Genomic DNA, 19983 nt, shown 5'->3' on the forward strand with positions numbered 1-19983 from the left:
CAGGTGCTGAATCGAGTATCAGCGCAGCTCAGTCGACAGTAAGCAGTTCTGAGCCTTCACAGTAAAACCCAAAAGAGCAATGCCATCTAGCATTGCTCTTTTTTATTGTCTTTTTTCGACTCTTCTTTCGTCACTACGGGGTAAGGGAAGCAGGCAAGAAAATGATGATGAGATCTAGAGTGTCATATTGCAGTAACAATCGAACCTTATAACGGCACACCACAATCAAGATTATGCTCTGTTGCACTGCAATGCTGGCTTTAGACTAGAACTGCTCTTCTATTTAAGCCAAGCGTGCGACAGGCCAAGCAAACGAATAACACTATAATTAAATCGTTAGTCCAAACTAAAAAGTCAGACGACAAATAGGAAATCATTGAAATGATGAAGAAACTGAAATCGAAACGCCTTGATAAGACCGTTGCTGCAAACCGTCGTAAGCGTATGCTTTCAAATAATAAGAAGAAGATCATTTGGCGCAATCGCGCTTTCATGCAGATGATTGCTGAGTAAATGTAGTTACTCAGTCAGTTTGCTTGGCACTCTTGCGATAGAGAGTGCCGAAAGTACGCTGCTATTTCTTATTGCCAGCCTTCATCTCTGCTTCTAAACGCTGCTCTTCCAACAGACGTTCTTGCTTTCGCTTCTCTTTTATCTCTTTTCTACGACGCTTGAAAAACGCTTGTAATTGCTCACGGCACTCTTCCTCTAACAAACCATGTTCAACGTCGGCATAGTGGTATGAGGCCTGGCTTTCAAACAAATTCAACACTGTACCTGCAGCGCCTGCTTTTAAGTCTGGAGCACCAAACACAATGCGCTTTACTCGGCTGTGTAGCAAGGCACCTGCGCACATTGGGCAAGGCTCTAGCGTGACATATAAAGTGGTATCGAGTAGCCGATAGTTTTCTAAGGTTTGACCGGCTTTACGCAAGGTTTCAATTTCTGCGTGTGCCGTTGCATCGTGGCTGCCAATCGAACGGTTCCATCCTTCAGAGATAATCTGCCCATCTTTCACTAATACCGCACCCACTGGAACCTCTCCCTCGCTCTCTGCTTGCTTAGCTACCTCAATGGCGCGTCGCATGAAGATTTCATCTTGAGGGGTGAATTGATGGTCTGACAAAGGGAACTCCAGAAAACAAAGGATAAAAACGAAAATAGGTATGCGGTGAAGCATACCTAATCTTCGTGATAATGAACAATAAAGAGGTTAAGACAACAAGAGACAATGAACCATTGCCGCTTGCTGGTTGGTCGAACTGTTAGCTATTAGCGTCTTCTATGTCATCGGCTATTGGCGTCGCTTTGATGCTCACAATACGGTTATTCTCAACAGAGATAATTTCAAACTGCCACTGCTGGTATTGAACAACTTCGCCTGCATCCGGTAAGCGCCCTATTAACCAAGTCACAAGGCCATTCAACGTTTGGAAGCTCTCGCTTTCGCCCTCAAAATCCGATAGCTCTAAACGGTTCTTCAGTTCACTGATAGGAATCAATCCATCCACCAACAAACCGTCTTCCACTTGCTCGGTCCAAAGATCGTTCGGATTATTCGATAGCTCGCCAGCAATCGCCTCAAGAATATCGTAATGAGTCACAAGACCTTGAACATCGCCATACTCGTCGACAATGAATGCCATCTCGGTGCCCGACTCTTTAAAGTAGCCAAGTAGACGCAGAGCTTTCATCGATTCTGGAACATAGATCGGCGAGCGAGACAGCCCCATGATCACTTGAATGCTTAGATTGCCCGCCTGATTCAGCAAGGCTTTGGCTGACACTGTACCCACCACTTTATTGAGGTGATCTTGGCACAATGGAAACACACTGTGTTTTGATGAACGCAGTTTCTTTAATATCTGCTCAACGGGTTGGTCGACATCCAGAAAGTCGATGTCTCGACGCGGAGTCATCAATGAGCTCACAAGACGATCATCAAGCTGCAAGATATTACGAATCATCTCTTGTTCGCCGCGTTCAATCACACCCGATTCTGAGCCCTCTTTCACAAGTGCATGGATATCATCTTCGGTAACGCTATCTTCTTCACCGCCTCGGCCCATCAACTTAAGAATACCTTCCGTTGAAGCCGACAACGCAAACACAAACGGCGTCGCGATTTTAGATAACCAGAAGATTGGCAGCGCGACTAACACAGCAATGTTTTCAGCTTGAGACTGAGCAAAACGCTTTGGTACCAACTCACCGACAACGATAGCGAAATAAGTAATACCTACCACCACAACCGCAGTAGACAAGATGTTCGCTTGTGTTGGGTCTAGTCCCCACAGTTCAAGTTGAACGGCTAGTGGAGCCGATACACCCACAATCCCGCTGAGTAGGCCGATTACCGTGATACCGATTTGGATTGTAGAGAGGAAGCGGGTTGGGTTTTCTTTGAGATCAAGAGCAACCTGAGCGGAGCGGTGTTTTTCGGCTAAGCGTTTCAGCCGACTATTTTTTGCTGCTACCAATGCAATCTCAGACATGGCAAACAGACCATTTAAAACAATTAACCCTACTAAAAGCAGAATTTTCATGTGGCTTGGATTTCCTAAATTTACCGGCCAACAATTAGCCGTAATCCGGAGTATAAGCTGAGTGCCTTTATTTTGAATATAAAAAGCTTTGGATATAGAAAGTTTTGGATATAAAAACCTTGGATATAAAAAACGGAAAAAATAGCGAAAAAAAGCCCGCACATTTCGGTGCGGGCTTAGCAATGAATAAAGCTTAGTTTTGCTTAGTTCAATCTTACATTGTGTAAGTGTAAGGTGCTTGGATACCTAGTGGGATACCAAGAGCCCAGTAAGCTAGCAAGAAGATAGACCAACCGATTAACATCGCAATCGAGAATGGCATCATTAGAGAAGCTAGAGTACCGATACCTGTCGACTTAACGTAGCGCTGACAGTAAACAACAACCAGTGGGAAGAACACCATTAGTGGAGAGATGATGTTAGACACTGAGTCACCTACACGGTAAGCCGCTTGAGATAGCTCAGGAGAGATACCCACAACCATTAGCATTGGAACTAGGATAGGACCAATCAGTGCCCACTTAGCTGAAGCAGAACCAACAAGAAGGTTAACTGCAGCCGTTAGTAGAATCATACCAACAACCGTTGCTTCACCTGGAAGGTCCATCGCTTTCAAGCCTTCAGCACCGTAAAGTGCCAACATAGTACCGATGTTTGATTGAGCGAATGCAGATAGGAACTGAGCACAGAAGAACGACATTACAATGTATGCGCCCATCGTTGCCATCGTCTCAGACATTGCTTTGATAACATCATTACTATTCTTGAATGTACCCGCTACACGGCCGTAGACGATACCCGGAATAATAAACAGGATGAAGATCAGAGGAACAATAGACTTCATCACTGGTGCTGAGAACGCCGTTAATTCGCCTTCAGGTGAACGAAGTGCTGAGTTTTCAGGCATTAGAGCCGCGATAAGCAGACCAATACCGGCAACCATTGCCCAACCAGCGAATTTGAATGCTTTAGATTCAATGGCTGTGAACGTACCTAGATCAGGTGCTTGTTCTGCATCTTCATCTACAGGCGTATTAGCAAGACGAGGCTCGATAATTTTCTCTGTAACGTACCAACCAATTGCCACAATTAGAATTGAAGACAAACCAGTAAAGAAGATGTTCGCTAGAGGGTTGATCACATATGCAGGGTCAAGAACGTTTGCCGCTGTTTGAGTGAAACCAGCTAGTAGCGGATCAATACCTGAAGGGATAAAGTTCGCTGAGAAACCACCTGATACACCAGCAAACGCTGCTGCAATACCCGCTAGAGGGTGACGACCCGCAGCGTGGAAGATGATACCGCCAAGAGGGATTACTAGAACGTAACCTGCATCAGCTGCTGTGTGAGACACGATAGCAACCAAGATTAGCATCGGCGTTAGTAGCTTAGCTGGCGTGAAGTTAAGCATCTTCTTAAGGCCAGTCGTAATGAAGCCTGAAGAGTCTGCAACGCCAACACCTAGCATAGCAACAAGTACGATGCCTAGAGGTGCGAAGCCTGTGAACGTGGTAACCATATTCGCTAGGAAGCTAGCAAGCGCTTCACCAGTTAGTAGGTTGTTTACTTCAAGAGCAGCACCCGTTTGAGGGTTGATTAAGTCGAATGAAAGATTCGATAAAAGTGCAGATGCTACCCATACAATAACTAGAGCCCAGAAGAACAGGATTGCTGGATCTGGAATTTTGTTGCCGGCGCGTTCAATGAAGTTTAGAAAGCGGTCCATACCACTGATCTTCTCAGTCGATGGTGCTTTTTTTACGGCTTGGTTACTCATTGTAACTCCATATGTGATGTTGTTTTGTTTAGGCCTAATATAAGTTTTGACCACGGCCTATTGGTACAGCACATATTCTATTAAAGTCGCTGTTAAAAAGCACAAGGTTCCACATCATTTTCCATAAATGGAGACATATTTTGCAAAAATACTGTACAACAGCAACAATATAAAAACACAAAAAACACCATTCCATATACAGAGTTTTAACTGGCACGTAAACAATGTCCGAGGAGTGAAAACTATCAGTAAAGGGGATGCGTAGGCCTTGGCATGCAGTAAACGTTTGCTTAATAGATCAATCAAATTCACTGTATTTGGAGAGCATAGTTTCGAGGTAAATACTTTGTGCGTGGTTCATACGATCTTGCCATGCAATTGTGACAGTAATGCTTTTTAATGCGCTAGACAGAGCACCGTTTGCATTAGTCACTTCACAAGTCATGGCATAGGCAGACCCCGACAAACCGGATAAAGGATCTGAACTTGCTGTGTTGAGACAATGACTCGCCTGATTTAGTTCTGAAAAAGGAATTAAACCTACCGCCCCACTCGCATTAGACGCCCGAGTTCGATAATACTCCATCTGCCTTTCAGCAAAATGCAGCGCCTCTACGCTGTGGAGCGCAAAATCCGATTTTTGTTCAGCGTAGACCTGTAATTTAACCAGCCCTAGTGAGGCAACGCCAATCAACAGAAAAGAGATAAGAACCTCTATCAAGCTAAAACCTGAGTTCTTAGAAATCATTCCATGATCCTCGCTTCCACTTCGCTTTTAAAGGAGTGCTATGAGGGTTGTATTCACCGGTATAATCCAAATTGATTGAACCCTGAATTGTCGATAACCCACCAACGGAATCAAAGAACATCCCTCCTTTAGGGAAAAAAGAAGCAAATCCAATATAAACCGAATTACTCTGTACTAAATCAGTAATAGGAATTGTATCTGGAACTTTAGCCCACAAACCACTCAGTAGGTCGGTATCAGTATCGGGAGAGTTAGTGTTATCGAATACGGTCATATCATTTAGATGATAAAAAGCCCCGTCAAATACGCTCGCGTTACCATTCGCAACGATGCCGTCCTGAATCACTAAAGAGCGAGGCGTAATAACCCCTGGGATAGGTTCAACTACATTAATCGCAGGTGAATAAACGACGCAATCACCTATAACCCATACCTTATTCTCCCCACTTGAAAAGGCATCATTAATGGCTTTGCTACACTTATTTCCTTCATATTCACCATCAACCAAGTCAATATGCTTAGGGGGGACAACTGTCCGATCAATAAGGTCTATAACATGATAATCAAGCTTAATTTGGTCAATGTTCTCTGACGTCTTTGGCACGCCAAAATAATTAGAGAACGTATCGATATCCGGATCGAATTTGAAATCTGATTGAAAAGAGTTTGAAGGCAGCGCCCCAACGGAGTCGATGGTTGCATCATTGCTAATATTGGTGGTTTGTTGGCAAGACTCAAACGTAGAAAAAGGAGGTGACTCTGGAGTAATGGTCTTCAAACGTCCTCCTCCCTTTTGCTTATAGATAACACTATCTAAAAATCGAACCGATACACACTCGTTAATACCATCAACAGCAGTAAGAGCAATATCAGGATTAATATCGATATTGTGATCAGAAATAAATTCTAAACTCGAATTGGTTTGCATTACTCCTAATCCCGAAGCGTCTACAAAACTAATCTCTTTGTTCAGCGATAAAGACTCAGAACTCGACACCAATATATTTGGCGTGAGTGCTTCTGATCCCAACGTAACGACTTTCGACTGCTGACAATAATCCATTAAATCATTGGGAATAGCTGTCAGATCATTTTCAGCGATGTAAGTGAAGCCACACTCCAAGCCTCCTTCCGATCGCCAGTGTTCTTGTCTGCCCTGCACTTCATTCTGTGCGACTTTAATTTGATGGAATACACTGCGATACGTGCCTAATGTCACCACTAAAGCACCAATTAAAAGCACTGACGTAATCAATAACGTCACCACACCACGCTGCTTTTTAAATATCATCATTGCCAGTTCCTCTGCTTAACGGAAACCGAAACAGATTTGGAAACACCTGCGGTTGGGATTGACGCTGTAATACTGATATCAGTGAGCGTGCTCTTGATAGAATTCTGCTCCAATACTTGGGAATTAATGCTGAACTCATCAACATCAATGAGGTTGTCATCGAACAGTGAGTAACATCCAGTAACCTCATGAAATGTAGGAATTGCCTCCGATACAGTGGTGCCCTTCTCACATATTTGCAGTTTGGTTCCATTTTTTCTGTAAACGATATTTCGATGTTCTTTACTTGCGCTTGAGCCCTCTCGGAAGTAAACAAAACCCACCGCCACACCGCCACTCACTTGGATGGTGTTACTCGCGCCAGACAACTTGATTGAGTAACCGTTTGAACCATCGTAACCCGCTCGTTGGATATCCTCTTTCATGACCTGCATGGTGCTGGTTAGATTTTGTAGCAGCAATAATTCAATGCCTTTGTCTTTGGCAATTCTCTGCCCTGTTATAAAGACACTGCCAATAATCGAAATCGCAAACACACCAATCACAGACGCCACCATTAACTCAATTAATGATGTGCCTTGCTGTTTAGTAGGCGCTACCACAATCGGTCTAACACGCATCATAGCCATATTGCGCACTCGACTCACCGCACACCTTAATTCGCCCAGGAGGGCTGGATAATTTAACCAACAATCTGTCTGTGGACGCTGTGTTTGGAGAAAGATAAATCGTCCCTCTGGCTGGCCTTCCCCTTACACTCTCAAAACTGATTCTTGCACCTGTGTAATTATGGGAAAACGAGACATCTCGAAACGGTTCGCCTGACAACATCAGTAACGTTTCACCAGAAAGGTCTTCAGTAGGCTTTAACCTTACAGTCCACTCTCCGGTTGATTGCACCTCATTTTTATCCATAGAGAAATGTACCCACAGATCTTGATTCCTTTTGACCGATTCAGACTTGGCCTGAATGAGAAAACCATTCAACTCTCCGGCGAGTCGCTGCATCTTGACGGTTTCAGTAACCGAACTAAAACTCGGGGCAGCCGTCGCTATCAGTATCGACAGTACCGATACCGTTACTAACAGCTCTAATAAAGTAAACCCGCGAGTCATTTCCCAAATTCCTATGTAACTCAATGCGCAACTGCATTTAATCTTGCACCGATGCTACCACCAGAGAAAAATGGGCAGAGATATGAAAGGAAACTACTCGCGATGATTCGAAGAAATATATGCAACAACAACAACTTAAGCATTAGAGGAATGACATTGATCGAATTATTGATCGCTGTCGCCATCGTGGGGATACTCGGCGCCATTGCGTATCCAAGTTATACCAACCATGTTATCAAGGCACATCGAGTTACAGCGATGGCCGACTTAACCAAGATGCAACTGGAGATAGAAACTCTATACACAGGGAACTATGCGTCGGCAGCGGAGAATATTATTTCAGGAGGGACATGCTTGTTTTGCGATACCGATACTAGCCGATACACGCTAGCGATCTCTGCGAGTAGCACCACCTATTCAATTCAAGCGGAACCGCTTTCGCAGCAAGTAAATGATGAATGTTTTGACTCGAATACCGATAAGTTGGAATTGCACCACTCGGGCATTTCGGAGCCAGAAACGTGTTGGAAGTAACAAGAGCAACCACCAAAGGGCTCTAGAATTTATCTGATAAATCTCGACTCTTTCTTCTCGAGCTTCTTTTCCCCTGATCTACAGATACAAAAAAGCCTGCTAAACGAGCAGGCTTTTCCAACTTTATCAATAACTTAAATCATTAAAAACTCAAGGCATCAATAACCTAAGACATCAATAAATTGATTACTTAGTTAGGTCATCGAAGAAGTTTTTAACACCGCTGAAGAAACCTTCAGATTTTGGCTTATGTTTGCTTGCTGCTTCGCCACAGCATGTTTCTTCGAACTCACGCAGTAGTTCTTTTTGACGAGAGCTTAGCTTAACCGGTGTTTCAACCACTAGCTTAACGATTAGATCACCCACACCGCCGCCACGAACGCCTTTAACGCCTTTGCCACGCATACGGAACATACGGCCCGTTTGTGTCTCTTCTGGCACCTTAAGGTTTACACGGCCATCCAATGTCGGAACTTCAACTTCACCACCTAATGCTGCCATGGTGAAACTAACTGGTACTTCGCAGTAAAGGTTGTTGCCGTCACGCTCAAAGATGTTGTGCTCTTTTACGTGAACTTGTACGTACAAGTCGCCAGCTGGAGCGCCCTGCTCTCCCGCTTCACCTTCGCCAGATAGACGAATACGGTCGCCAGTATCAACACCAGCAGGGATCTTAACGTTAAGCGTTTTAGTCTTCTGTTTGCGACCTTGACCATGACATGAGTTACATGGGTCTTTGATGATCTTGCCTTTACCGTTACAAGTAGGACAAGTCTGTTGAACCGCAAAGAAACCTTGGCGCATTTGTACCTGGCCGTGGCCATGACAAGTGCCACACGTTTGTGCAGAAGAACCCGCTTTCGCGCCGCTGCCGTCACACGTATCACACTCTACAAGTGTTGGTACTTCGATTTCTTTAGAAACACCACGAACCGCTTCTTCTAGAGAAAGTTCCATGTTGTAACGTAGATCTGAACCACGTTGTGCACGCTGTTGACCGCCACCACGACGACCGCCGCCGAAGATGTCGCCAAATACGTCACCGAAGATATCGCCGAAGTCACCTTGGCCACCGCCGCCGAAACCACCGCCGCCGCCCATGCCACCTTGTTCAAAGGCTGCATGACCGTATTGGTCGTAAGCTGCTTTCTTTTGAGAATCGGTTAGGATCTCGTACGCTACTTTTACTTCTTTAAACTTATCTGCTGCGGTCTCATCACCCTGGTTACGGTCCGGGTGGAATTTCATCGCTAAGCGTTTGTACGCTTTTTTAATATCGCGCTCTGATGCATCGCGGCTTACGCCTAATACTTCGTAAAAATCACGTTTTGACATGTTCTAGGTCACCAAAATAATTGCTACTACCGAATGATCACTTCAGTAGTCTGTGTATCAATCTAGATAAAAGTTCTGCCGGCTGAAATGCCGAATAAAGCTATTATCTAGATCGACAAGTCTAAATACAAATTTACGGGCGTGAGAGTTACCTCTGACGCCCGCAATAATAAGTCTTTGAGACAAATTTCTAAGCAGATAGCTTGAGTCCTAAGTGGAAGCGCGGAGCCTACGTTAGTAGGTGGACACTTCCGATAACGAAATCAGGCTACTCTGCGACGAAATTATTTTTTGTCTTCTTTAACTTCTTCAAACTCAGCGTCTACAACATCGTCGTCTTGCTTAGGTTGTTCACCAGCGTCAGCACCAGCTTGTTCAGCTTGAGCTTTCTGTTGAGCAATTTCCATTAGCTTTTGAGCTGCTTGCATAAGTTCTTGAACTTTAGCGTCGATAGCTTCTTTATCGTTACCAGACTTAACTTCTTCTAGTGCAGTGATAGCCGCTTCGATTTTAGCTTTCTCGTCTGCAGGTAAAGCTTCACCAGCTTCTTCTACTTGCTTCTTAGTGCCGTGAATCATTTGGTCAGCTTGGTTACGTGCAGTTACTAGCTCTTCGAACTTTTTGTCCGCTTCTTTGTTAGCTTCTGCTTCTTGTACCATTGCTTCGATCTCTTCCTCAGACAGGCCGCCTGATGCTTGGATAGTGATCTTCTGCTCTTTACCTGTTGCTTTATCTTTAGCAGATACGTTCAGGATACCATCAGCATCTAGGTCGAATGTTACTTCGATTTGTGGCATGCCACGTGGTGCTGGTTGGATACCTTCTAGGTTGAACTGACCAAGAGACTTGTTGTAAGTCGCTTGCTTACGCTCACCTTGAAGAACGTGGATAGTTACTGCGTTTTGGTTGTCTTCAGCTGTAGAGAACACTTGATCCGCTTTAGTAGGGATAGTTGTGTTTTTCTCGATAAGCTTAGTCATCACGCCGCCCATCGTTTCGATACCGAAAGATAGAGGAGTAACGTCTAGTAGTAGAACGTCTTTAACGTCACCCGCTAGTACACCACCTTGAACAGCAGCACCCATTGCAACAGCTTCGTCAGGGTTCACGTCTTTACGTGGCTCTTTACCGAAGAATTCAGTTACTTTAGCTTGAACCATAGGCATACGAGTTTGACCACCAACTAGGATAACGTCAGTGATTTCGCCTACAGATAGGTCAGCATCCGCTAGAGCAACTTTTAGTGGCTCAAGAGAACGTTGAACTAGGTCTTCAACTAGAGACTCAAGCTTCGCACGAGTCACTTTGATGTTCATGTGCTTAGGACCAGTCGCATCAGCAGTAACGTAAGGTAGGTTTACGTCAGTTTGAGTAGTAGAAGAAAGCTCGATTTTCGCTTTTTCTGCTGCTTCTTTAACACGCTGCATTGCTAGTGGATCAGCTTTAAGGTCGATACCTTGCTCTTTCTTGAACTCATCTACTAGGTAGTTGATCATGCGGTTATCGAAATCTTCACCACCAAGGTGAGTGTCACCGTTAGTTGAAAGAACTTCGAAAGTCTTCTCGCCTTCTACTTCATCGATTTCGATGATAGAGATATCGAATGTACCACCACCAAGGTCGTATACAGCGATAGTGCGATCACCACCTTGCTTGTCTAGGCCGTAAGCTAGAGCAGCAGCAGTTGGTTCGTTGATGATACGTTTAACATCTAGACCAGCGATACGGCCAGCATCTTTCGTTGCTTGACGTTGAGCATCGTTGAAGTAAGCAGGAACAGTTACTACTGCGCCAGTTACTTCTTCGCCTAGGAAGTCTTCAGCTGTTTTCTTCATTTTCTTAAGAACTTCAGCAGATACTTGAGGAGCAGCCATTTTTTGGCCTTGCGCTTCAACCCATGCATCACCGTTGTCAGCCTTAACAATGTTGAAAGGCATGATTTCGATATCGCGTTGAACTTCTTCATCTTCAAAACGACGACCGATTAGACGCTTGATAGCGAACAGTGTGTTTTGAGGGTTAGTAACAGCTTGACGTTTTGCAGGTTGACCAACTAGCGTTTCGCCTTCTGTGTATGCGATTACTGATGCTGTTGTGCGTTCGCCTTCAGCATTTTCAATTACGCGTGGTTTGTCGCCGTCAAGAACAGCAACACAAGAGTTAGTAGTACCTAAATCAATACCAATGATTTTACCCATCAGGCCATCTCCGAAATATTTTCTATTAAGTTTTTGCTATACCCACATATGTGGGGGTGGTAATCAGGGAATCAACCCTAATACACAAAATTAAAGTGCAAATGTAATTTGCTTTCGTATGCACCATAGATAAGGGCTGCAAACTGGTTTTCAAGGGAATAAGTAAAAAAAATCTATTTTTTCCCGTATCTTTTTACATAAAGGTAAAAAGTGACCGATCCCTTGCCAATTAAGGCTCCAATGTTGAGAAACTCTCGCATTTGTCGCCACATTGAAACCTCAACCCTATTCCAGATGCCATAAAAAAAGACCTTCATGTGGAAGGTCTTTTTCAAATAGATATTAATCAGTTAAATATTGTTCAAATGGTGACTGATTCAGCCATATTATTGGTTGAGCACTAACTGGTAGAAGCTCGCTTGAGTGTAATCACCCGCTTCCATACCACGCCATTCACAGGCTGAGCTCGACTTCTTAGTGTTGCATTGATTGTATGCGCCCGCCTTGAAGTACATCCAGTCCTGTCCATAACCAAGGTCGATATCATGCCCCTGATACTTACCCTTAGCCAAATCAACATCATACGTCTTCACAATAGGATCGGCTGAGTTTGGATTCTTAGTAAAGGTTAAGTGCATGATGTTATCTTTGATATTCACATCGTATGAGAACACTTCACCTAGCTTGATGCCATCAGCAGGGTCCGAGCTGCCTTTTTTCAGATTGTATTGACCAAATACATCATGGCGAATGTCTTTACGAAGTTTCTTTCCGTTTTCATCCTTCGCGTTTTTCATCTCTGTCGGCGGGTTTAACTCATAGTTCCACGTTAACGAACCATGCTCATGTTCTGGCAACTTGCGGTAAACAATTTTCAGAGGTTCATTATCCGACCCATGGATTTGACCAATAACCACAGAGAATGCACCGGTTTTCTTATAGTTACCGCTGGTGCTCACCTGATCAACAGAAAGTGTTGCCGTCATCTGGCCACCGATAGAGCCAAACTCTTCCGCGTTCTTATGGCTTGAAATCGCGAAGTTGTTGCTCGGCGCAGAGTAGCTATCCGCTAGCATCGCTCTTAGCTCACTACGCGTGTTTTTACTGTTTGGCGTCGTTGGAGCTGTATTCGGAGCCACAAACACCATCGCACCAGACTCGGCATCCGTGTAGAACCATTTAGGGTGAACGTAAGGCGTGTCTACATTCGACAGTTCCTTTTTACCAATCTCCAGCGTTTTACCTTTTCTAGACCCTTCAGTCGTCAGCTCCGGTAAGTTAATTTTCCATTTAGATAAATCGAAGTTTTGTGCTGGTGCTTTTGCAGGGTCAAGATTGAACTGTTGACCAATATCGTGATTAGAAGCAAGAGCGGGAGCGGCTAAAAGGCTGGCAGTCAGTAGGCTAAGGTAAGACAGCTTCATTATTGGGTTTCCTTTATGTCGTCATAATGTAGGTTGTCAGAACAATAAAATAATATTGTATTATTATATGTGATCTATATTAAAGATTGAAAACTGATGGCCAATTCGGCACGAGTAAAAAGAAAAAATGAGACTTAACACCAATCAAAGATCTTTTTAGCTAAGTTATCAGATAGCCCAAAGCACTTATCATCAGAAACAAAAAAGCCCCGCTCTCATTGAGCGGGGCTTCTAATTATCGAATCTTAATTAAGAATTATGCTTCTGCTTTCTTTAGCTCAGCTTCTTCGTTAGCTTCAACGCCGATTTCGTTTTCAGATTTCGCTACGATAGTGTTAACCGCAGTATCACCAACAACGTTAGAAGAAGTACAGAACATGTCACAGATACGGTCAACAGCAGCAACAATCGCTAGACCTTCTGGTGGCAAACCTAGTTGGTGCAATAGAACACCGACCATAACCACACCACCACCAGGAACACCACCAGCACCGATAGAAAGTAGCAAGATAGTTAGACCTAGAGTAAAGATATCAGCAGTGTTGATTGGCTGACCGAATGCGTTTGCTACGAACATAGTTGCTAGTGCGATGTAGATAGATACACCAGACATGTTCATTGTTGCACCTAGTGGTACACCGAAACCTGCCACTGACTTAGATACGTTTAGTTTGTCCGTCAGAGTACGCATTGTTACTGGAATCGTCGCGTTCGAGCTTGCAGTCGATAGTGAGAAAAGGATTTGCTCACGAGTTGCACGTAGGAACTGCTTTGGAGAAATACCAGTGAATGAACCAACCATCATTGGGTAGAAGAAGAAGATCCAGAACACAAGCATCGCTACAACAAGCGCTACATAGCCAGCAACTGACATTAACGTGTTTGCATCAAGTGTTGCACCTAGTTGAATCATCAGAGCAAATACACCGTATGGCGCAAGGCTCATTACTAGGCCGATAAGCTTCATCATGATCTCGTTAGCCATCTTGAATGTCTTGATAGCTGGGCCACCACGAGAATCAAGCGCTTGAATAGCAAGACCTGTCAAAATTGCCATGAAGATGATTTGTAGCATGTCTCCACTTGCAAATGCTTCTACAGGGTTGCTAGGAACGATATTAACAACAAGAGAGAAGATATCTGGCGTTTCAGTTGTTGTAAGCGCAATTGTCTCAGAAACTGTACCCGCTAGATTCGCACCAGCACCCGGTTGGAAAATAAGACCAATCGTTAGCGCTGCAGAAATCGCGATGATGGTGTTAATAATGTAAAGACCAAAGGTTTTACCACCAAGACGACCAAATGAACGAATATCTTTTAGCTCAACGATACCGCAAACAATAGATACGTAAACAAGAGGAACTACAAGCAATTTGATAAGTGATACGAACATACCACCAGCACCTTCGGCAGCGCCAAGTAGATACGTATCAAAAATAGCAATACCGCTGAATAGGTACTGAATAGCAGTACCAATAAGTAGACCGGCGAACAAGCCTACAAAAATTTTACTTGAGAGCGATTTATCCATCGTTCTTCTCCAGTTTGTTGTGTTTGAAATTTGTACTTTTATAGTTATATATGCGACCAAAATCGCCATATGGCAGTGGATTTTACATACAAAGATAACAATTAAAAGTATTTATTTACAAAAACATCACAAATGTGACATCAAAACATTTACTCAATCACAACAAGTTTCATAACACAAAACTCTAAATCGCTGATCTGAATGAAATAAAAAGAACGACATTCTTAATGCGGTTTTGATGCTTATTTACGTGGACTCTCAAGTTATAGGCACAAAAAAAGAGAGGCCTATACCTCTCTTTTTATTTTACGCAAACCAGTGATTTATTTTGTCGCTGCGACTAACTCAGTCAATGCACCAGTCAATCACTTGGCAACGTAATTCGTCATTACTTAGCAACCATAACCATCGCTGGGCGAACCACACGACCGTTTAGTTCGTAGCCTTTTTGCATCACAAACATAACCGTGTTCGATTCGTGATCTGGGCTTTCTTGAATAGACATCGCTTGGTGGAATTCAGGGTTGAACGCTTCACCTTCAGGGTTGATCTCTTTAAGACCAAACTTAGCAACTGTGTCTACGAACGTTTTGTGCGTTAGCTCAACACCTTCATACAGTGGCTTAACCACTTCGTTTTCAGCGTCTGCTGCTTGCATTGCACGCTCTAGGTTGTCGATTACAGGAAGCAGACCTTCAGCAAACTTGTTCAAAGCGAATTTACGCGCTTTATCAATTTCTTGTTCGCTACGGCGACGCATGTTTTCAACTTCAGCTTTCGCGCGAAGAACAGAATCTTGCTGCTCTTTCACTTTAGATTCACTAGAAAGCAGTGCAGCTTCCAGTTGAGCGATTTTTGCTTCCTGCTCATCAGCAGCGTCTTCATTCAGTTCAGCTTCTTCAACTTTCTCAGCTTCAGCGATGATCTGATCTAGCTCTGCTTCGGTTACTTTGTTTTCTTCGTTGCTCATGATATCTCCAGAATTCGTTTTCAATGCAAGTGACAGGCGTGTTTGCGCCCCAAATTGATATAAAACACTCGCATAGACGTTCAACTTGCCTTTATTATGGGGATGAAGAATTTTGATTCAAGCCTAATTCGTTTGGAAACGTTATGAAAAAGCCATTTGAAGTCATCGCCATTATCGGAAAACCTCGAGATCAGCAAGCAATTCAGACTCATAGAGAGCTCTATCAGTGGTTAAGTGCTGAGGGTTATCAAGTGTTTGTTGATGACAGACTCGCCACTATTTTGGACGACATCCCAAAAGAACATTTTTCTAGCCTGATTGAATTAGGTAAACGCGCCGATCTCGCTATTGTGGTCGGTGGTGACGGAAATATGCTCGGTGCCGCTAGAATCTTGTCACGTTTCGACATTTCAGTGATTGGTGTTAACCGAGGCAATCTTGGTTTCCTAACCGATCTCAACCCTGAAAACTTCCAGAGCGCGTTGACTGATGTACTCAAAGGCGAGTTCATGGAAGAAGAGCGCTTCTTACTTGAAACGGAAATTCATCGTCACGGCCAGATAAAAAGCCACAATGCAGCCCTTAATGAGGCTGTACTGCACCCCGGCCAAGTTGCTCACATGATCGAGTTCGAAGTATATATCGATGACAGCTTCGCCTTCTCACAGCGCTCTGATGGCTTAATCGTCTCAACACCGACAGGTTCTACCGCCTACTCGCTTTCTGGCGGCGGCCCTATCCTGTCATCAAGCCTAAATGCTATCTCACTCGTGCCAATGTTCCCGCACACCCTTTCAAGCCGCCCACTTGTGGTGGATGGCAAGCGTCGTATTAAGCTTATCGTATCGCCTGATAACCGTGGAACTCAGGAAGTGAGCTGCGATGGTCAAATCTCGCTACCGGTTTCTCCTGGCGATGAGATCCACATTTACCAAAGCCCGAATGTACTTAAGTTGATCCATCCTAAAGACTACAACTACTACCATGTTCTACGTAACAAACTAGGTTGGTCGAGTAAGCTGTTCTAAAAGAATAAACGCTCCAGTGGTAACCGAAAATTTGAAAGGCTGACGACATTCGTCAGCCTTTTTATTGCCAGTAAAAGCCCGTCGGCTCTAGCTTCTCTGCAGTTCCTTATACCTCCACTCCCAAGAGGGAGGAACGACTGAGTTGGGAATCTATAGCGGTTTCAGTGATCTACGAACAACCTCAATTCTGATAACGGTCGCAAAAAATTTTCACCTGTCGACTTTACTGTATAAAGAAACAGTATATACTGAACTTATATACAGTATTGTTCAGTTATACAGGTAAATAAAAATGCTGGCTCATTTAAGTGTTAATAATTTCGCTATTGTTAAGTCTTTACAGCTAGAACTATCTAAAGGCATGACAACAATCACCGGGGAAACTGGTGCGGGTAAATCTATCGCTATCGATGCTTTAGGCTTATGTCTTGGGGGAAGATCCGATGCAGGAATGGTTCGACAAGGTGAAGAAAAAACCGAAGTCAGTGCCGCTTTTTTACTTGAGAACAATCTGCATGCAACCCGCTGGTTAGAAGACAACGAATTGCTTGATGGCAGTGAGTGCATCCTGCGCAGAACCATCTCAAAAGAAGGTCGTTCTCGTGCATTCATCAACGGTAGCCCTGTCCCTCTTTCGCAATTGAAATCACTTGGACAACTGTTGATCAACATCCATGGTCAACACGCGCATCACCAGTTGATGAAAAGCGATTATCAAATGGCCATGCTTGATCAATACGCAGGCCACTTGAACCTATTGAAATCGACACGTAATGCTTACCAAGCATGGCGACAAGCGGATAACCACTTAAAAGAGTTACGTGAGAATAGCCAGCAAAACCAAGCTCAAAAACAACTTCTTGAATACCAAATCAAAGAGTTAAATGAACTGTCTATTGGGGAGGAAGAATATGAAGACCTCGAACAAGAGCATAAGCGCCTCTCCAATAGCGGAGAACTGGCCGCAACCTGTCAGCAAGCTATCGAGCTTATTTATGAAGGTGAAGAAGTTAATGCGCTTGGTATTCTGCAATCGGCCAATAACTCCTTAATTCAGTTAGCTGAGCTAGATGAAAGATTGGCCGAGTTACCGAACTTGCTTTCTGAAGCCATTATTCAGATCGAAGAGACCAACAACGAGTTAAGAACCTACCTAGACAGCATTGATGTTGATCCCGGTCGTATGGCTTACGTTGAGGAGCGTTTCTCTAAAGTGATGTCGATGTCTCGTAAACACCACGTGTTACCTGAAGAGCTGTATAAGCACCATCAAGACTTACTACAACAAGTTGAAGCGCTTGATTGCTCTGATGAAAAATTGGAAGAACTGGCCAACGAGGTAGAAAACCAATACCAATCGTTCGTTGCTAAATCAGAGAAGCTTCATAAATCTCGAACTCGTTACGCAAAAGAGCTCAACAAGCTGATCACGCAAAGCATGCACGAACTGAGCATGGAAAAAGCGCAGTTTGCCATTGAAGTGAACAACACCAACACACACCCTTCTCCATTGGGTATGGATAACGTGACCTTCATTGTTTCGACCAACCCAGGCCAACCAATGCAGCCGATTGCGAAAGTGGCCTCTGGTGGTGAGTTATCACGAATCTCACTGGCGATTCAGGTGATCACAGCGCAAAAAGTGGATACACCAAGCCTGATTTTCGATGAAGTCGATGTGGGTATCAGTGGACCAACCGCTGCGGTTGTCGGAAAAATGCTACGTAAGCTGGGCGAATCGACACAAGTTATGTGCGTGACTCACTTACCTCAAGTTGCCGGTTGCGGTCACCAACAACTTTTTGTAGCGAAGAACACGAAATCAGGTAAAACCGAGACTCAAATGCACACGCTTGATGAGCAACAACGCGTTTCAGAGCTTGCTCGACTGCTTGGTGGCAGCCAGATTACCGAATCGACGCTTGCCAATGCAAAAGAGTTATTAATCGCAGCATAGGTTACATATTCAGCAACTTTCTGATAATTTACCGAAAATTCTTGGCAATTTTGCAACTTAATTCAAAATTGCCAGTCATAACAAGCTCAAAGCGCAAGGAGCTTTTTACTTCTTGCTGGAGCTTGTTTATTATCAGGCAGTATTTTAGCGAAGAAAGATCTCAAACTATGCGAATTAAAAAGTGGTTAGTTGCAGTTCCACTTGCACTAACAATGTTGACCGGTTGCTCTCTATTAGAGAAGTTGGTTTATCGAATTGACATCAATCAGGGTAACTATGTTGAACAGGAAGCTGTCGATCAGCTCAAGTTTGGCATGACAAAAACACAAGTTCGTTACGTTATGGGCTCACCTATGCTTATCGAAAATGGCTACCCAGATACGTGGTACTACATTTACCACCACACAAAAGGCCATGAAGACTCGATTCAAAAAAATCTTGTTGTTAACTTTGATGCAACGGGCACCTTAGTGACGATCAATGGTGATTTTGAAGCCAGTGATGAATTCTTCGAAAGCCTTCGCTAGCTTTCCAGTCAACAAAGCTCTCGGCCGATAAAGCTATCAGTCGACAAAACTATCCGTCGACAAAGCAAGAATCGCAAAAGCCTGCTCACATGAGCAGGCTTTTTAATATCTGCTAACAAATTAGCTGCGTTGTCTAACCAACAGGCACAAAAAAGCTCGCCAATATAGCGAGCTCTCTTCTTAGTCAAACTTGTTTAGCATTACGATTTAGCTGCGGCCGCTTTTGCTTGTTCAGCACGCTTACGGCGAATTTCTTTTGGATCGGCTAACAGTGCTCGATAAATTTCGATACGATCTTTATCTCGAACGGTTGCATCTAACTTAACGTTGCGGCTGTATACGCCAACTTTATTTTTCGCCAAGTCGATTTCTGGATACAACTCTAAAACACCAGACTGCGCAATAATCTCTTCAACGGTCGCGTTCTTATTTACCACTAAGGTAAATACACGCTGCTCATGTGGAAGCGCAAACACAACTTCTACGTGGATCATATCTGATTCAATAGTCATGGCTTAGTAAACCTGTTTCGCTCGTTGAGTAAAAGCACTGACCATATTGCTTGTCAGTTCATTGAAAATCTTGCCAAATGCCATTTCAATCATTCGACTAGAAAATTCAAACTCTAGTTTAAGTTCAACCTTACATGCTTGGTCGTCTAGAGGAGTGAAATACCAGCCCCCCTCCAGCTTCTTAAACGGGCCATCTACCAGCTCCATTAAAATTTCAGCACCATCCGCCATTCGATTCGACGTAGTGAATGTTTTACTGATACCAGCTTTAGAGACATCAACCGAAGCCACCATCGCGGAATCTGAAGATTCGATCACACGAGAACCAGAACATCCTGGCAAAAACTCAGGATAACGAGCAACATCATTGACCAAGCTGAACATCTGGTCGGCACTAAAAGACACTAATGCTGAACGAGTAACCTTTGGCATATAGACTCCTGTTAAAGACAGCGTTACATTAACACAAACTGCAATTTTAATTGT

19 protein-coding genes are annotated in these 19983 nt (G+C 43.8%); 5 read left to right on the forward strand and 14 right to left on the reverse strand.

Annotated features, from left to right (window positions below; all coding sequences use genetic code 11):
• Positions 1-381: 381 nt before the first annotated feature.
• Positions 382-513: a hypothetical protein gene (locus AB6D93_RS13975; protein ID WP_017059878.1), complete on the forward strand. Its 132-nt coding sequence runs from the start codon at positions 382-384 to the stop codon at positions 511-513.
• Between the two features lie 61 nt (positions 514-574).
• Here the strand turns inward: AB6D93_RS13975 and tadA are convergent, their stop codons facing one another.
• The 7 genes from tadA to AB6D93_RS14010 form a co-directional block, all read right to left on the reverse strand.
• Positions 575-1180 carry a tRNA adenosine(34) deaminase TadA gene (tadA, locus tag AB6D93_RS13980; RefSeq protein ID WP_032545688.1) on the reverse strand — a complete coding sequence of 202 codons (606 nt, stop codon included), beginning with the start codon at positions 1178-1180 and terminating at the stop codon, positions 575-577.
• A gap of 85 nt (positions 1181-1265) precedes the next feature.
• Positions 1266-2546, reverse strand: coding sequence for a hemolysin family protein (locus AB6D93_RS13985; protein ID WP_102333758.1), 1281 nt, complete (start codon positions 2544-2546; stop codon positions 1266-1268).
• A gap of 214 nt (positions 2547-2760) precedes the next feature.
• Entirely contained in the window at positions 2761-4323 is a 1563-nt protein-coding gene (locus AB6D93_RS13990) for an AbgT family transporter (protein WP_017059875.1), read from the reverse strand.
• A 298-nt stretch (positions 4324-4621) separates the two neighbouring features.
• On the reverse strand, positions 4622-5071 hold the full coding sequence (locus AB6D93_RS13995) for a prepilin-type N-terminal cleavage/methylation domain-containing protein (RefSeq protein ID WP_017062783.1): 450 nt from the start codon (positions 5069-5071) through the stop codon (positions 4622-4624).
• The gene (locus AB6D93_RS14000; RefSeq protein WP_017062784.1) at positions 5061-6365 is read right to left on the reverse strand and encodes a hypothetical protein; all 1305 of its coding nucleotides are present in this window, start codon (positions 6363-6365) and stop codon (positions 5061-5063) included. Before AB6D93_RS14000 ends, AB6D93_RS13995 begins: the two co-directional genes overlap by 11 nt.
• Positions 6362-6994 carry a PilW family protein gene (locus AB6D93_RS14005; RefSeq protein WP_102333757.1) on the reverse strand — a complete coding sequence of 211 codons (633 nt, stop codon included), beginning with the start codon at positions 6992-6994 and terminating at the stop codon, positions 6362-6364. The genes AB6D93_RS14000 and AB6D93_RS14005 overlap by 4 nt, the downstream gene beginning before the upstream one ends.
• Entirely contained in the window at positions 6975-7481 is a 507-nt protein-coding gene (locus AB6D93_RS14010; protein ID WP_102333756.1) for a GspH/FimT family pseudopilin, read from the reverse strand. The genes AB6D93_RS14005 and AB6D93_RS14010 overlap by 20 nt, the downstream gene beginning before the upstream one ends.
• 102 nt (positions 7482-7583) lie before the next feature.
• Here AB6D93_RS14010 and AB6D93_RS14015 point away from each other — a divergent pair, with 102 nt between their 5' ends.
• On the forward strand, positions 7584-8015 hold the full coding sequence (locus tag AB6D93_RS14015) for a type IV pilin protein (protein WP_102320238.1): 432 nt from the start codon (positions 7584-7586) through the stop codon (positions 8013-8015).
• A 186-nt stretch (positions 8016-8201) separates the two neighbouring features.
• Here the strand turns inward: AB6D93_RS14015 and dnaJ are convergent, their stop codons facing one another.
• The 5 genes from dnaJ to grpE form a co-directional block, all read right to left on the reverse strand.
• Complete coding sequence (gene dnaJ, locus AB6D93_RS14020; RefSeq protein ID WP_102333755.1) at positions 8202-9350, reverse strand: molecular chaperone DnaJ; 1149 nt, start codon at positions 9348-9350, stop codon at positions 8202-8204.
• 284 nt (positions 9351-9634) lie between these two features.
• Positions 9635-11548: a molecular chaperone DnaK gene (gene dnaK / locus AB6D93_RS14025; RefSeq protein ID WP_017067645.1), complete on the reverse strand. Its 1914-nt coding sequence runs from the start codon at positions 11546-11548 to the stop codon at positions 9635-9637.
• Positions 11549-11934: 386 nt separating this feature from the next.
• Positions 11935-12972: a polysaccharide lyase family 7 protein gene (locus AB6D93_RS14030; protein ID WP_017059866.1), complete on the reverse strand. Its 1038-nt coding sequence runs from the start codon at positions 12970-12972 to the stop codon at positions 11935-11937.
• A 256-nt stretch (positions 12973-13228) separates the two neighbouring features.
• Positions 13229-14503: a dicarboxylate/amino acid:cation symporter gene (locus tag AB6D93_RS14035; RefSeq protein ID WP_102333754.1), complete on the reverse strand. Its 1275-nt coding sequence runs from the start codon at positions 14501-14503 to the stop codon at positions 13229-13231.
• Positions 14504-14891: 388 nt separating this feature from the next.
• On the reverse strand, positions 14892-15473 hold the full coding sequence (gene grpE / locus AB6D93_RS14040; protein ID WP_017069543.1) for a nucleotide exchange factor GrpE: 582 nt from the start codon (positions 15471-15473) through the stop codon (positions 14892-14894).
• A 143-nt stretch (positions 15474-15616) separates the two neighbouring features.
• Here grpE and nadK point away from each other — a divergent pair, with 143 nt between their 5' ends.
• From nadK to bamE, 3 genes are all read left to right on the forward strand, one after another.
• Complete coding sequence (gene nadK, locus AB6D93_RS14045) at positions 15617-16501, forward strand: NAD(+) kinase (RefSeq protein WP_017066747.1); 885 nt, start codon at positions 15617-15619, stop codon at positions 16499-16501.
• 292 nt (positions 16502-16793) lie between these two features.
• Positions 16794-18458, forward strand: coding sequence for a DNA repair protein RecN (gene recN / locus AB6D93_RS14050; RefSeq protein ID WP_102333753.1), 1665 nt, complete (start codon positions 16794-16796; stop codon positions 18456-18458).
• Positions 18459-18625: 167 nt separating this feature from the next.
• Positions 18626-18985 carry an outer membrane protein assembly factor BamE gene (gene bamE / locus AB6D93_RS14055; RefSeq protein WP_010438918.1) on the forward strand — a complete coding sequence of 120 codons (360 nt, stop codon included), beginning with the start codon at positions 18626-18628 and terminating at the stop codon, positions 18983-18985.
• A 200-nt stretch (positions 18986-19185) separates the two neighbouring features.
• Here the strand turns inward: bamE and AB6D93_RS14060 are convergent, their stop codons facing one another.
• Positions 19186-19497, reverse strand: a complete 312-nt coding sequence (locus AB6D93_RS14060; RefSeq protein WP_010438916.1) for an RnfH family protein — start codon at positions 19495-19497, stop codon at positions 19186-19188.
• 3 nt (positions 19498-19500) lie between these two features.
• A complete protein-coding gene (locus tag AB6D93_RS14065; protein WP_010438915.1) occupies positions 19501-19929 on the reverse strand; it encodes an SRPBCC family protein in 429 nt (142 codons plus the stop codon).
• Between the last annotated feature and the right edge of the window lie 54 nt (positions 19930-19983).

The organism is Vibrio sp. 10N.247.310.23, from assembly GCF_041467155.1.
In the GTDB taxonomy this organism is placed as follows: Bacteria; Pseudomonadota; Gammaproteobacteria; order Enterobacterales; family Vibrionaceae; genus Vibrio; species Vibrio crassostreae_C.